Raw genomic sequence first — 15,396 nt, 5'->3', positions numbered from 1 at the left:
AACTCGAACAACTACAGCGGCAATTAAACCATGTTTTTACATATATACAACATTGTTCACTAGATTTTTTGAAGAGATATGAATTTATTTTGGTTATCGGTCGATAATACAAAACGACCGCTAATGCCTGAAGCATTTAAAAAGGACAAAAAACGCAACGCGGGAATTTGCACCCGCGTGCCTTTATCATCAACAGCGATCACCGAACGGGCACTACCTCGGTAGACCCGCTCAAACTCCAGATATGAAATATGTAAATTAAAATAATACTGTTTCATACTGAAAACGATACTGATTAAGCTCTGAGTTGTTGTAAACCATTGGTGACTTTTTCATAAAGATCTTTACTCAAGTCTGGCAAATCTGCTAAACGTTGTAATTGCTCAATAATCAAGTCTTTACGTGGTTGATCAAGTTTTACCGTTTGGATCAAAGGTGTAATCAAGCGCGATGCCACTTGTGGGTTTTGTTGATTTAAGATACACAAAACATCGGTTAAATAACAATAGCCAGAACCATCTTTTGCGTGAAACTTTCGAAGGTTATTATTTACAAAACTTCCAATTAAGGCGCGAACACGGTTGGGATTTTCCATGCTAAAGCTCGGATGTTCGGTGAGGGCTTTAACCCGAGCGAGACTATCTCCTTGTGCAAAATTAGCCTGTAAGGCAAACCATTTATCCATGACTAAACCATCATGTTGCCAGTGTTGCTCATAATCATCAAACATCTGCTGCCGCTGCTCAATTTGGGCATTGTTAGCCGCTGCCATTGCCGCCAGCTTATCGGTCATTAATGAACTCTCAAAATAGGCTGCCAAGACCACTTCTGGCTTAATATATGCCACATACTGTAAGCAAGCGGCACGCAAAGAGCGCCACGCGATATCAGAATGCGCCAGAGTTTGCTGCTCAGATCCGGCACATAAACGCTCAAGGGATACAAATTCTTCACTTAAACGATTGGCCAGTACAGAAATAAAGAAGTCTCTCGACTCAGCAATCGCATCGACATCCACCGCGGCAAAGCTATCGGCGATTTCGTTTTCACTACTAATCGTTAATAATTCAGCCAATAAACCATTATCGAGCTGACGATCATTGAGTAATTGTCGGAAGGTTTCAACAATTTCATCGGCAACATTCAGCGTTTGGCCCTGCTGTAACAGCCCAACCGCTTGCTGCATCCAACGTGCGACTAGCTTTTGCATGCCATCCCAACGAGCAAAAGTATTACTCGCATGGTTAATGATCAGTAACAATTCAGTTAGTGAATAATCCATTTCTAGTTTTACAGGTGCAGATAAATCTTGCAGCAATACCACGGTTGGTTGGCTAGTGATGCCATCAAATACCCAGCTTTGCTCAGCCGATGTTAACTCAAGCACTGAAGATAGCGTTTGCCCTTGAGCAGTAAGCGCTAAACTTTGACCATCACTGGCTAATAACTCGATAGACACCGGAATATGTAAGGCCTGCTTTTGCGTTTGATCTGCGGTGGCCGCAGTATGTTGCGAAATACTAAGATTAAACTGCTGCGCTTGTTTATCGTAATTGCCAATGGCATTTAAAATAGGGGTACCCGATTGGCTGTACCATAACTTAAATTGGCTAAGATCTTTGCCGCTGGCATCTTGCATCGCATTCACAAAGTCATCGCAGGTGACTGCTTGTCCGTCGTGACGCTCAACATAAGTTTTCATCCCAGCTTGAAAGGCCGCTTCACCTAATAAGGTGTGTAACATACGGATCACTTCTGCGCCCTTTTCGTAAACTGTTAAAGTGTAGAAATTATTCATTTCAATCACCTTATCAGGGCGAATTGGATGGGCCATTGGTCCCGCATCTTCGGCAAACTGATGACTACGTAAAATACGTACATTTTTGATCCGATTGACGGCCCTTGAGCCCAAATCAGAGCTGAATTCTTGATCTCGGAATACCGTCAAGCCTTCTTTTAAAGAGAGTTGAAACCAATCTCTACAGGTAATTCGGTTACCAGTCCAGTTATGAAAATACTCGTGACCAATGACCGCTTCTATGCCTAAGAAATCACTATCGGTGGCGCTCTGTTTGTTCGCTAGAACATATTTTGAATTAAAGACATTAAGGCCCTTATTTTCCATCGCGCCCATATTGAAGAAATCGACAGCTACAATCATATAAATGTCGAGGTCATATTCTAAGTTAAAACGTTGCTCGTCCCACTTCATCGCCTCTTTCAGGGATTGCATCGCGTGTTCACTTCGATCCAAATTACCCTTATCGACAAATAACTCGAGCGCAATCCGCCGCCCCGATTGGGTAACAAAACTGTCTTCAAGTAAATCAAAATCACCCGCAACTAATGCAAACAAGTAACATGGTTTGGGAAATGGGTCTTGCCAGCGCACCCAATGTTTACCATTGTCGAGGTCGCCCTGCTCTATCTTATTACCATTAGCGAGTAGATACGGATAAGCTGCTTTGTCAGCAATAATTTTGGTGTGATAGGTCGCTAAAACATCTGGCCGATCGAGGAAGTAGGTGATCCGTCGAAATCCTTCGGCTTCACACTGAGTACAAAAAGCATTCCCTGACTGATACAAACCTTCGAAGGCCTTGTTTTCGACCGGATTAATTTGAGTCACAATTTCTAAATCGAAACTTGTCGGCAAGTTACTCAACACTAATTGACTGTCAGTAACGTGGTAATCGGTGTGTGCTTGCTGATTGACCTTGATGGACAGCAGTTGCAGCTTTTCCCCATCTAAGACTAAATCTTCGGCGGAGGCATCGACCCGAAGCACCTTGGATACCGCTGTCACCTTAGTATGATTAGGCTCGAGGTCAAATTCTAAATCCACCTGCTCGATGGTATATTGAGGTGCTTGATAATCTGCACGATATTTAGCGACGGGTTGGGCTGCTAGTTCTGCCATGACTCTTCCTTTTAGTAGAAATTCAAAAATAAACTAAAACGTGTTTAAGTCGGTTTATCTTCAGTCGTAAAATTGTAATAAACGCTCAGGTTTAAAAAAACCATTTTAAAACAATATGCTGATGAATCTAAACTAAAAAAGCGACATCAATGAGTACTTGGGCAAAGAAGTGTCAATCGAGTGACTACAATCGTAAAAGATAAACAGACCGAGTTGTATTGTAAGAGATATTGGCGACTGCTGCTAACGATTTTAAAGGGACTAAAAAGCAAAAAGTCGGCCTAAGCCGACTTATCAGGTGTTGTATATCAAAATGCCAGCAAACCAACGGCGTTTAAAAACACCAGTGCGATGGCAATTGGAGAAATAAAACGAACACTCTTCATGAACAAGCTAAAGTTACGGCTTTTCATACCAATCCCCTGTTTAACACGCTCCCCCTGCATCATCCAACCGACAAATATAGTGATTAGTAATCCGCCTAATGGTAGTAATACGCTTGCCGTTAGATAATCAAGGATCTCAAAAAAGTTGCTTCCCATGGGGCCGGCATCTATCTGTGCAAATTCCCAACCACTAAATGAAGCAATCGTTCCCAAACTGAGTAGCCAAACTGCAAAGCCTGCAATGACGGCGGCAACGTTACGACGTAAGCCGCGACGCTCAACCAAGTAAGCAGCACTCGATTCAAGCAAGGCGATTGCAGAAGTAAATGCAGCGACCACCACCATCACAAAGAATACCACAGAGACAAGCGATCCCATTGGCATGGAGCCAAAAGCAATCGGTAATGACACGAACAATAAACCGGGTCCTGCACTCGGCTCAATACCGTGAGCAAACACAATAGGATAAATAGCTAAACCAGCCATCAGCGCAACCACGGTATCGGCAATCGCGATATAAATAGAAGTTTTAGCTATCGAAGTGCCTTCAGGCAAGTAAGCACCGTAGATCATCATGATCCCAGATGACAAACTAAGGGTGAAGAAAGCATGACCGAGAGCTATCATCACGCCATGAACAGTTAATTTAGAAAAATCAGGTTTAAACATAAAATTAACTGCGGCAGCAAAATCACCGGTCACTGCGGCATAAACCATAATCATTGCCAACAATACAAACAACGCAGGCATCAACAAATAGACCACCCGTTCTAAACCCTTAGTGACCCCCTTCGCTAAGACCAGAATGGTTGCCCCAATCACAATGCTTGCCCACAAGGTGAGTTGCAAAGGATCAGAAGTTAAAGCACCAAACATTGCTCCAACTTGCTCTGCATTACCTGCAGCTGCCGAGATATCTCCTGATAACGATTTAAATACATAAGCCACTGCCCAGCCAGCAATCACAATGTAAAAGCTTAACACCAAGAACCCAGCCAATACCCCCATGCCACCAATAAATGCCCAATGTTTAGAGCGTCCATGTTCAAGCGCTACTTTCGCGACCGCGTTGGCTGGTGTAGAACGCCCTTGTTTACCTAGGTAAACCTCTGCCATCATCACCGGAATGCCGATGAACATAATGCATAAAAGGTAAACGAGTACGAAAGCACCGCCGCCGTTCTCTCCCATGATATAGGGAAACTTCCAGATATTACCAAGCCCTACTGCGGCCCCTGTTGCCGCTAAAACGTAGGCAAAATTACTCGACCAGCGATTATTCACTGAGGTGTTATTACTCATATTTTCTCTTAATAATTGTGTATGCGAATTGCGTTCTTGTTATTGGGCGCAGATCTAAGCATAAAGCACATGTAAATTACAGAAAAAATGAATCTTTATGCTAATAATCAGGGTTCCATCTCCATATACAATCTAGTAAAGACTCAGTAATGAGTATTAAACGCTGAATGTTCATGCATATACAAAGCATGTTTCTAATTGAGAGCTTGCCACTGCTTTTCCAACCAATCTCTCTCATAAACTAATATCGGATGCACCACTCGACGCTCTTTCACGGCTTGGCGCTGTTGTTCGTTGAGAGCAACCCCATTGCTCATAAATACAAACGGGCTTAGGTGACCTTGTTTTTCAATAAATCCAACTAGGTTCATCACGCCTGTCACATAACCACTTTTAGCGTGAATATGATGTTTTAACGGAGATTTGGTGACACTGCGGCGATATTTAAGAGTGCCATTTTCTCCAGCGATGGCGAGTATACTAGGCAAAACTTGTAGTTGCGGGTCAGTTTGCCAGCGTTGCAAAAGCTGATATAACAACTCGGCACTAATCAAGTTCTCCCGTGACAATCCCGAGCCATCACGCATCACGACCTGACTCACATCCAAACCCAAAGCAGTCAATTGAGCCAAAACAATTTTACTCGCAACTGCGTAACTCGCTTTACGTCCTTGTGCTGCGGCTAGACTTTTAAAAATACTATCTGCGGTCAAATTGTCAGACTCAACCAACATAAATTTCAGTAAATCGATCAGCGGTACTGACTGATGTGTAAAAACTGTTGGAAACGGAGCTAACCGAGAACGATATTGTATTTGTCCGCTATACTTCGCCCCCAGTTGCGCCAGCACTCGGCCTAGCTTCAACGAAAAGTAACGATGCTCATCGGTAATCGAAAAGCGTAATGGCATCATTTTGGCATTTTTTGGTATACAGCCTGAAAGCTGGTAGTGATTATGATCTTTAACCACCAGACGTTGTTCACAATCTGCAGTATCAGCCGCCACCGTCATAATTTGATTGTCCATATTAAGCAAGCTCGGATCACTAATATGTAAATCACTCAATTGCCCGATTTTACCTGGTTTCAAATTGCCATTAATACAATTGCCATCAATATTCAGTGCCGATACTGGCGAAGCAAAACAAATCCCAATATCGTTCCACACCTGACCACGACTGCGATTGTGACCACTAAAGACACCATCGTCGATGGTGATTGAATGGATTTTTTTGCCATAACGGCTGAAGGCTCTCGTCAACAACGCATTCAGATCTTTGCTGCTGAAACTAGGATCGCCACTCATATGAAGATAAAGATCTAAACCTTGCTCGCTCAACTTGATACTGAGCTGAGTATTAAAACGAAAATCTGCACCTAAAAGTTTGATCGCAGCAGTTGCCGTTACGATTTTTAAGGTACTGGCTGGCACCAATAATCGTTGGCTATTCGCCTGACTGGCTGGTCCAATATAACTAAGTGTTGCGCCCCGTAAGGGCATCGTCTCGGCTTGCAACAAACCACAGACCAACAATAAAGGGATAACAAGAGGGAGGAAAAAACGCATCTTAACTCGCAGTGCACCAATGGTACCGAGAGTATATAAAAAAAGGTGAAACTAAGTTCACCTTTTCCTTTCAATTTTAGCAGTTATTGTTATTGAGCAATCAGCTCTAAACGCATTGCACGTTGGCGAACAAAGCTACGCTTAAGATGATTAAAAGTTTTCTCTGGCATACCGCTCGGTAATTCAACCGTTGAATAACTATCAAATAACTTCACGCTACCGATGTAATCGCTGCTAATGTTGGCTTCGTTAGCAATCGCGCCTACGATATGCTTGGTTTGTACACCATGTTCACGACCAGCATCAACTCGATAGGTGTTCATTTCAACATCAGCGGTACGGCGTTTACGTTTTGTCGCGCCAGCTTCAGAGCGGCTAGGACGTTCGCCTCTTTCGCCGCGAGCACTGCGCTCACCACGAGGAGCGCGAGACCGATCACCACGATCGTTACCAGCGAAACGAGCTGAACGAGGTTCAGGATCGGCTGGCAGCTTGAATGGTCGTGCTAACTGACTTTGGAACAATAAGGCTGTCGCTAATTCTAATTCAGTCATACCAAGGTTTGTCGCTAATTCGCTAGCAATGGCTTGATAATCTTCTAACTTAGTATTTTTAACCGCGGTGGTTAATTTATCTTGAAAACTAGCAATACGTTGTTTTTCGATTTGTTCACGAGTAGGCAACTCCATCGCTTCAATCTTTTGTCGTGTGGTGCGCTCGATATTGCGCAACAAACGCTGCTCACGATAACCCACAAACATAATCGCTTTACCACTACGTCCTGCTCGACCAGTACGGCCAATGCGGTGAACGTAAGCCTCAGCATCATAAGGAATATCGAAGTTAACCACGAGGCCAATACGCTCTACATCAAGACCACGAGCGGCAACATCGGTAGCGACAACAATATCCAACTTACCCGATTTTAAACGGGTGATGGTGCGCTCACGCATGGTTTGGTTCATGTCACCGTTTAAAGCGGCAACACTAAAGCCCTTCGCTTCGAGGCGCTCAGCAATTTCAGTGGTCGAACTTTTGGTACGCGAAAAGATAATCGCAGCACCATCACTATTCACTTCAAGGATCCGAGCCAAAGCTTCTATTTTGTTTAAACCAGCAACATTCCAATAGTATTGGTCAATGTTAGACACTGTTTGCGTCTTGTTGGCAATTTTTACTTCTTTCGGAGCTGACATGTAGTTCTTAGTCAGATTTTTAATTGCTGGCGGCATGGTTGCTGAAAACAACGCTGTTTGGCGTTCTTTTGGCATGTCACGCATGATGCGTTCGACATCATCAATAAAGCCCATACGCAACATTTCGTCGGCTTCATCTAATACTAAGGCTCTAAGTTGATCTAACTTCAACTTACCACGTTCTAAGTGGTCAATCGTACGTCCTGGTGTTCCTACAATAATTTGAGGGCCACGACGCAGTTCTTTAATTTGTTGTCCATAATCGGCACCGCCATAAATGGCAAGTACGCGTAAACCAGGTACATGACGGCTAAAGTCTTTAATTGCATCCGCAACCTGATTCGCCAATTCGCGAGTTGGTGCTAACACCAACATCTGCGGCACATTTAATTGTGGATCAAGCTTTGCGATTAAAGGCAAAGAAAAAGCTGCAGTTTTACCCGTTCCGGTCTGCGCTAAGCCAAGTACATCGTGTCCTTCCAGCAGTAATGGAATGGTTTTTTCCTGAATTGGAGACGGCGTCTCAAATCCAATCTCGGCAATTGCTTTTAAAATTGTTTCAGGGAGAGCAAATTGCTCAAAACTCGTACTGCTGGATTCTGTCATATTTGGCCCACGATTATTTAAAGGATGCGCACTATACGCTTTTGATCACAAAATGTCTCATTGATTTTAGCTTTTTATGGAAAAATTTTAAGCAACTTGATATAAGACAAAAAAACCACTCTAATAAAGAGCGGTTGATTCCTTCAATTAGAGCTGAATATTAGTCTATTCAGCCTCACTTTCTGGCGCAGGATGTTTTGCCGCCGTATCTTTAATTAAAGGGTGTAATTCGCCACTGCGGAACATCTCCATCACGATGTCACAACCGCCAACTAATTCGCCTTCAACCCACAGTTGTGGGAAAGTTGGCCAATCAGCATAGTTAGGCAGTTCAGCGCGAATGTCAGGGTTTTGCAAAATATCGACATAGGCAAAACGTTCACCACATTGCATTAAAGCTTCAACCGTTTGCGCTGAGAAACCACAACTAGGGAACTTTGGAGAACCTTTCATGTAGAGTAGGATCGGGTTTTCAGCAATTTGCTGCTTAATTTTATCAACAGTTTCCATTTTAAAATTCTCTAATTTTTTACACTAAGTCTATTCTAGGTGCTATGACTATACCGTAGCAAAAAAAATCTCTGATTTCACCACTTTGAGCTAGATCAATATTTTTTAATATTTTTGCTTTTCCGCCTACTGTTGTAATGCTAAACTAGTTTGTAAAGTTTTTACTATATAAAATATTGTGCTGTTGCTTCAGCCAATTATTACAAGGAGAGAGAAACATGGCTTTTACACTACCTGAACTACCTTATGCACAAGACGCGTTAGAACCGCACATCTCTGCTGAGACCTTATCTTTCCACTACGGTAAACACCACAATACCTATGTGGTAAAACTAAATGGTTTAATCGAAGGCACTGATTTAGCTGAGAAAAGTTTAGAAGAAATCGTTAAAAATTCCACTGGCGGCGTATTTAACAACGCAGCGCAAGTTTGGAACCATACCTTTTACTGGAACTGCTTGGCGCCAAATGCTGGCGGTCAACCAAGTGGAGCACTTGCAGCAGCCATTGACGCAAGTTTTGGTTCTTTCGAAGAATTTAAAGCGAAATTTACCGATAGCGCAGTCAACAACTTTGGCTCCAGCTGGACTTGGTTAGTCAAAAATGCTGACGGCAGTCTAGCGATCGTAAATACCAGTAATGCAGCTACACCACTGACTGACGAAACGGTTACGCCAGTGCTAACCTGTGACTTATGGGAACATGCTTACTACATTGATTACCGTAACGTTCGCCCTGATTACCTCAATGCATTCTGGGCATTGGTAAACTGGGAGTTTGCCTCAGCAAATTTTGCTTAAGCAAAAAAGCTTGCTAAGGACCAAGGGCGCTAATCAGCGCCCTTTTTATTTTTGTCACTGTGTCCTAAATTCATTTCCGGTGCGATCAGGTCGCGTACTCGTTGCTTTAGAATTTTAGCTTCCGGAAAACCTTCATCAGCCACTCGACACCAAATCAATTTTCCATCGAGGTAAATTTGAAAACGTCCTTTACTCGCTGGTTTTAAAGCCACTTCTGCCAACTCTTGTGAAAATGTCGTAAGTAGCTCTTGACTCAACCAAGAGGCGCGTAATAACCAACCACACAAACTACAATAATAAATTACGACGCGAGGCTGGTCTTTTGATTGTTGTAATGCCATCGTTATTTCCCTTTTTGTAACTCACTCATATGACTCAGCACTCTTTTTAAGGAAATTGGATATTTAGTGCCCAATTGCTGAGCAAACAGCGATACCCGCAGCTCTTCTATCATCCAGCGAAGTTCTTGACCCTGTTCATTATATATGGGTAAGGCTAAGACTTGTTCCCGTTCAACCGCCGTTTCAATTTGTTGCATGGCTAAACGGTCTTTATGCGCGTCGATCGCTAATTTTTCCAAGCGCTTTTCAATTGCTTTTAAATAACGCTGTAAATCGGCTAAACGCGCTACGCCAACCTCTCGCACGAATCCTTTATAAACCAATCTAGCAAGCTGCGCTTTAATATCAGCATGAGCCATCACTCGATCAAAACCGACTTTACCTTTCAAGGACTTATTAATTTGGTAATGTAAACTTAAAATTTTCTCTACCTGTACGACTACAGCTAAAGTTTCAGTTGCCAACTCGGCCCGTACGGTATCGCATAAGGCAACAAAGTCCGCTTGATTATCCACCGGCTGTAGTCGCGAGTATTTGTCGATGACCGCTAAACAACAGTCATCCAATAACACATCAACCCGACCAAAAGGATTAAAGTACAAACCAAGTTTGGCTTTATTAGGCAGATGCTGCTGCAAATAACTCAGCGGTGAAGGAATATTCAGTTGCAATAACTTACTTAAGCCACGAGACTGACTCCAACTCGCTTCTTCGGCTTTATCAAACAACTTAAGGGCCACTGTTTTCCCCTCATCCACCAATGCCGGATAAGCGGTTATTTGATAACCTTGACGTTGTTCTTCTATCATCGTCGGCAACTCACCAAAGCTCCATTGACTAACACTCGCTTGCTCGGCGAACGCACTAGGCGCAATTTCAGCAAGCGTTTGCTCAACTTCGTCCTGAAGTTTGGTTTGCAATACTTGATAACTTCGCCCCTGAGAAACGACTTTACCTTGATCATTCACCACCTTAAAGTTGACCTTAAGATGGTCTGGTACAGCATCTAGATTCCAGGCATCCTCGGGGATCTTACAGCCGGTCATTCTGAGTAATTGCTTGGTCAATATTGGTAACAACTCGCCTTCGGCCTGCGGGACCGCTTGCATAAAGGCTTGAACGTAATTCGGTACTGGTACGAAATTACGTCGTATAGGCTTAGGCAAAGATTTAATCAGAGCGCTAATTAAAGCTTCTCTAAACGCTGGGATCTGCCAATCGAAACGTGAGTAATCAATCTGGTTTAATAATGCCAATGGAATATGGACACTCACCCCATCGTCTACTTCACTTGGTTCAAAAACATAACTAAGGGCCAACGCAAAGCCATCTAACTGCCAGCTATCTGGATATTGCTGCTCAGTCACATGACTCGCATCATGTTGATACAACATTTGTTTTGAAAAATTGAGTAAGTCTGGCTGTTGTCGCTGCGCTTGCTTCCACCAGCGATTAAAGTGAGAAGCAGAGACAATATCTTCTGCTAAACGTGCGGCATAAAAATCAAACAACACCTGATCATCCACCCGCACATCGCGGCGACGTTGCTTTTGCTCTAAGGCTTCGACATCCTCGAGTAAGCGCTGATTTTGTTTAAAAAAGCTGTGTTTACTTGACCACTGCCCCTCGACTAAAGCGGAGCGAATAAAGACTTCTCGGGCCACAACGGGATCAATTCGACCATAATTAATCAGACGTTTGCTCACTAAACTTACACCATACAAACGCACGCTTTCGTAAGCCATCACCGCTTGTTGCTTGGTCGACCAGTGCGGCTCACTATAAGACTTTTTAATCAGGTGTTCAGCCTGCGCTTCTAACCAATTAGGCTGAATCTTTGCTACGCCACGCGCAAACAAACGAGAGGTTTCCACCAGCTCGGCAGCCACCACCCATTTAGGGGGCTTTTTCGCTTGACTAGATCCCGGGAATACCACAAAGCGTGCGTTTCGTGCGCCTAAAAACTCTCGCTCTTTGTCTTTAAAACCAAAGTGACTGAGCAAACCAGCGGTCACTGCCTGGTGAATGGCATCGTAATTCGCCTCATTTTGACTCAGTGGATAACCTAACTCTTTTACCACCGTTGAAAGCTGAAAAACTAAGTCTTGCCACTCGCGAATCCGCATGTAAGCTAAAAACTCTTGCTTACATTGTTTACGAAATTGGTTACTTGATAAAGCCTTTTGTTGTTCTTGTAAATAACGCCATAGTAATAAGTAGCTCGAGAAATCGGAATCTTTATCAACAAAGCGTGCGTGTTGTTGGTCTGCCGCTTGTTTACGGTCACTAGGTCGCTCTCGCGGATCTTGGATCGATAAGGCTGCACAAATCACCATCATTTCTTGAACACAGCCAAAACTCTTCGCAGCCACCATCATTCTCGCTAAGCGAGGATCGATGGGAAACTTAATCACCTCACGCCCTAAAGCGCTAAGGCTTGGCTTCCCGTGCTGCTGATGTAAAGCCCCAATTTCCTCGAGTAGGTTCAAACCATCTTTAATATTTCGCTGATCGGGCATATCAATAAATGGAAAGTCTTCCAACTTACCAAGCCTTAAGCCAAGCATTTGCAAAATAACCGAGGCTAAATTGGTTCGTAAAATTTCAGGATCGGTAAACTCCGGCCGACCAGCAAAGTCATCTTCACTATATAAACGAATACAGATCCCTTCTGCCACCCGCCCACAACGTCCTTTACGCTGATTGGCACTCGCTTGAGAAATCGCTTCAATTGGCAAGCGTTGAACTTTAGAACGATAGCTATAGCGACTAATTCTGGCGGAACCGGGGTCGATTACATAACGGATCCCTGGCACCGTTAAACTGGTTTCGGCAACGTTCGTGGCTAACACGATACGACGACCACGATGGGCTGCAAAAATGCGATTTTGCTCCGCATTAGAGAGACGAGAATATAAAGGCAATACTTCAGTGTCACGTAACTGGCGCTTCTGTAAGTAATCTGTCGCATCTCTAATTTCACGTTCGCCATTCATGAAAATTAATATGTCACCGGGTTTTTCCCGATATAGTTCGTCAACCGCATCGGCGATACCTTCTAGAACATCTTTGGTTTGCTCTGCTTCATTAAGCGGGCGATATCGAGTATCAACCGGATAGGTTCTGCCTGAGACTTCAATCACCGGAGCGTCGTTAAAATGCCTAGAAAATCGTTGCGGATCAATGGTTGCCGAAGTGATAATAATTTTTAAATCAGGTCGCTTGGGCAATAATTGCTTGAGCACTCCGAGGATGAAATCAATATTCAGACTACGTTCATGGGCCTCATCAATAATCAAAACTTCGTATTGAGAAAGAAAACGGTCCTGTTGCATCTCGGCAAGCAACATCCCGTCAGTCATCAGCTTAATTAAACTATCCGCTTTAATTTGATCGTTAAAACGAATTTTATAACCGACCAAATCGCCTACTGGAGTCTCTAATTCTTCTGCAATACGAGCGGCTACACTACGAGCGGCCAACCGCCGAGGCTGAGTATGACCGATGAAACCACGACTCCCTAAGCCTAACTCTAAACAAATTTTTGGGATCTGGGTTGTTTTACCCGAGCCCGTTTCACCAGCGATGATCACCACTTGATGATCACGGATCGCTTCATAAAGTTTTTGTTTTTGCTCAACGACGGGTAGCTGCGGAGGGTAATGAATGACAGGAATAGTCGCTCGTCGACGACTTGCTAACTGACAAGAGCGATCGAGAGCCTGAGCAAATTTAACAAAAGCGGCACTTTTTTGTTCCAGATCGTCGGATGTTAACTTAGTCAGCTGCCGCTGAAGACGATAACGATCCTTTGCCAAAGCGAAGCTGATTTGTTGTTTCAAGTTTGATAGAGCGGACTGCAAGAATAAAACCTCGTAGGGTTGCATACGAGGCGCAAATGCTAACAACAATCGCTAAGAAAACAAGTCTAAGCCACCTGTTTATAGCAACAAGCACATCGAGTAACACCAGCTACAGCGAAATGATGATGACTCTGTTCATCATCGACCCTCAGCTGGACTAAAAAGCAACCAGTTGAAAAACAAAATACATCAAGAAAATCTCAATGTTGACTTCATTCACCCATTTGGGGAATGGTCAGTCTAAGCACTGAACTATATCCTATACGCAACTGATTTGTTTATTCAGTTATCGCGTTTAGTTATTTATTGCGGTGTAATTTTTACACATTTTATGCAGGCCCTTTGCTTATATATTAGGCAAAGGGCTTTTTTATATTCTGGCGCAGTGAAATCGCCAGAAATCAGCAAACATACGCCTTTCCCTATGCGCCATCGCTATTCTTATGAATATCCACTTAATTCACCCATTTGGGGAATGGATAGCTAGATGGCCTCACTATATGATTTAACTGACTGATTTGCTAATTCAGTCATCGCGTTTAGTTACCTATTGCTGTGTTTACTACACAATTTATGCATGCCCTTTGTTTATATTAAACAGAGGGCTTTTTTTCTCTGTGATTCGCGACCCGTAAGCCTCATGAAAACACCAAACAAAAGCCAATATTAACTCAATTCACCCATTTGGGGCATGGTGTAATACTTGATCCCGCTGTAATGTTAAAGAGACTGATTTGCTAATTCAGTCTTCGCGTTTAGTTACCTATTGCAGTGTTTGTAATTATACAATTTATGCAGCCCTTTGCTTTATTAAGCAAAGGGCTTTTTTTATCTGACTTGCCACTGCAGAGTTTCACCAGCATAGAATGGTACCAAGGCTTGTTCCTCGACCATCACCTGTGATGGGACCTGCCAAGCCTGCCTACTTAGGGTAATGGTCTCTTTATTACGGGGTAATCCATAAAAATCAGGACCATTAAAACTAGCAAAGGCTTCCAACTTGTCCAAAATTCCCAGTTGCTCAAATATTTCTGCATATAACTCGATAGCAGCTGGCGCACTATAACAGCCGGCACAGCCACAGGCGCTTTCTTTTGCACCTTGTAAATGTGGCGCTGAATCCGTTCCCAAAAAAATCTTAGGCGTTCCGCTGGCAACCGCTTGTTGTAAAGCCTGTTGGTGACTTTGACGCTTTAATACTGGTAAACAATAGTTATGAGGTCTTAAGCCCCCCGCCAAAAGATGGTTGCGGTTATACATTAAATGCTGAGGCGTAATTGTTGCCCCGACATGATCTGGCGCGCTGAGGACAAATTCCGCAGCTTCGGCAGTCGTGATATGTTCAAAAACAATTTTCAGTTCCGGTAGGGACTTGACCAAATTCCGCATATAGCTATCGATAAATACGGCTTCACGATCAAAAATATCAATATCGGCATGTGTCACTTCCCCATGCACCAGCAGTAAAATATTATGCTTTGCCATTGTTTCAAACACTGGGCGGAGGGCATCGACGTCGGTCACACCATGAGCTGAGTTTGTCGTGGCATTGGCTGGATACAATTTACAGGCTTTAATGATGCCACTGGCTGCCGCCTCTTCAATCAATTGTGGGCTTGTCGCATCGGTTAAATAGAGAGTCATCAGTGGTTCAAAAGAGCTCTCCTGGGGAAGAACCTGTTTGATCCGTTGCAAATACGCTCGAGCATCTTCAACTCGAGTCACTGGCGGAGTTAAATTTGGCATCACAATCGCTCGGGAAAAATGTTTAGCGGTTGCATTCGCGGCAACTGATAACATTGCTCCATCACGCAAATGTAAATGCCAATCATCAGGCCGAATAATAGTCAACTCTTGCGTCACAACGTTCCCCTAATTCAATATAAAATCGTGAAAGTCTACCC

Annotated in this window: 10 protein-coding genes; 1 reads left to right on the top strand and 9 read right to left on the bottom strand. The window is 43.5% G+C overall.

Translation table 11 applies throughout. The features are described 5' to 3' along the window. Positions 1-59: 59 nt before the first annotated feature. The 6 genes from ACRRSY_RS10470 to ACRRSY_RS10445 all read right to left on the bottom strand — a co-directional run bounded on the left by ACRRSY_RS10470 (position 60) and on the right by ACRRSY_RS10445 (position 8,488). Positions 60-278, bottom strand: coding sequence for a DUF2835 family protein (locus ACRRSY_RS10470; protein WP_432452973.1), 219 nt, complete (start codon positions 276-278; stop codon positions 60-62). Positions 279-295: 17 nt separating this feature from the next. Next, positions 296-2,920 carry an aminopeptidase N gene (gene pepN, locus ACRRSY_RS10465; RefSeq protein WP_432459475.1) on the bottom strand — a complete coding sequence of 875 codons (2,625 nt, stop codon included), beginning with the start codon at positions 2,918-2,920 and terminating at the stop codon, positions 296-298. 308 nt (positions 2,921-3,228) lie between these two features. Further along, positions 3,229-4,608: a sodium-dependent transporter gene (locus ACRRSY_RS10460; RefSeq protein ID WP_432452971.1), complete on the bottom strand. Its 1,380-nt coding sequence runs from the start codon at positions 4,606-4,608 to the stop codon at positions 3,229-3,231. A gap of 194 nt (positions 4,609-4,802) precedes the next feature. After that, positions 4,803-6,176 carry a D-alanyl-D-alanine carboxypeptidase/D-alanyl-D-alanine endopeptidase gene (gene dacB, locus ACRRSY_RS10455; protein WP_432463131.1) on the bottom strand — a complete coding sequence of 458 codons (1,374 nt, stop codon included), beginning with the start codon at positions 6,174-6,176 and terminating at the stop codon, positions 4,803-4,805. A gap of 89 nt (positions 6,177-6,265) precedes the next feature. Continuing rightward, positions 6,266-7,978, bottom strand: coding sequence for a DEAD/DEAH box helicase (locus tag ACRRSY_RS10450; protein ID WP_432459477.1), 1,713 nt, complete (start codon positions 7,976-7,978; stop codon positions 6,266-6,268). Positions 7,979-8,143: 165 nt separating this feature from the next. Continuing rightward, complete coding sequence (locus ACRRSY_RS10445) at positions 8,144-8,488, bottom strand: Grx4 family monothiol glutaredoxin (RefSeq protein ID WP_432452968.1); 345 nt, start codon at positions 8,486-8,488, stop codon at positions 8,144-8,146. Positions 8,489-8,706: 218 nt separating this feature from the next. Between ACRRSY_RS10445 and sodB the strand changes: the two genes are divergently transcribed. After that, a complete protein-coding gene (gene sodB, locus ACRRSY_RS10440; protein ID WP_432452967.1) occupies positions 8,707-9,288 on the top strand; it encodes a superoxide dismutase [Fe] in 582 nt (193 codons plus the stop codon). 29 nt (positions 9,289-9,317) lie between these two features. Here the strand turns inward: sodB and ACRRSY_RS10435 are convergent, their stop codons facing one another. The 3 genes from ACRRSY_RS10435 to pyrC form a co-directional block, all read right to left on the bottom strand. After that, positions 9,318-9,629, bottom strand: a complete 312-nt coding sequence (locus ACRRSY_RS10435) for a SelT/SelW/SelH family protein (protein ID WP_432452966.1) — start codon at positions 9,627-9,629, stop codon at positions 9,318-9,320. A gap of 2 nt (positions 9,630-9,631) precedes the next feature. After that, complete coding sequence (gene hrpA, locus ACRRSY_RS10430) at positions 9,632-13,492, bottom strand: ATP-dependent RNA helicase HrpA (protein ID WP_432463130.1); 3,861 nt, start codon at positions 13,490-13,492, stop codon at positions 9,632-9,634. Between the two features lie 828 nt (positions 13,493-14,320). Continuing rightward, positions 14,321-15,292, bottom strand: a complete 972-nt coding sequence (pyrC, locus tag ACRRSY_RS10425; protein WP_439033356.1) for a dihydroorotase — start codon at positions 15,290-15,292, stop codon at positions 14,321-14,323. Positions 15,293-15,396: the final 104 nt, after the last annotated feature.

The organism is Agarivorans sp. QJM3NY_33 (assembly GCF_050870865.2).
GTDB lineage: Bacteria > Pseudomonadota > Gammaproteobacteria > Enterobacterales > Celerinatantimonadaceae > Agarivorans.
Note: the sequence above shows the minus strand (reverse complement) of the source record. Positions and strands in the feature narration are given on the sequence as shown.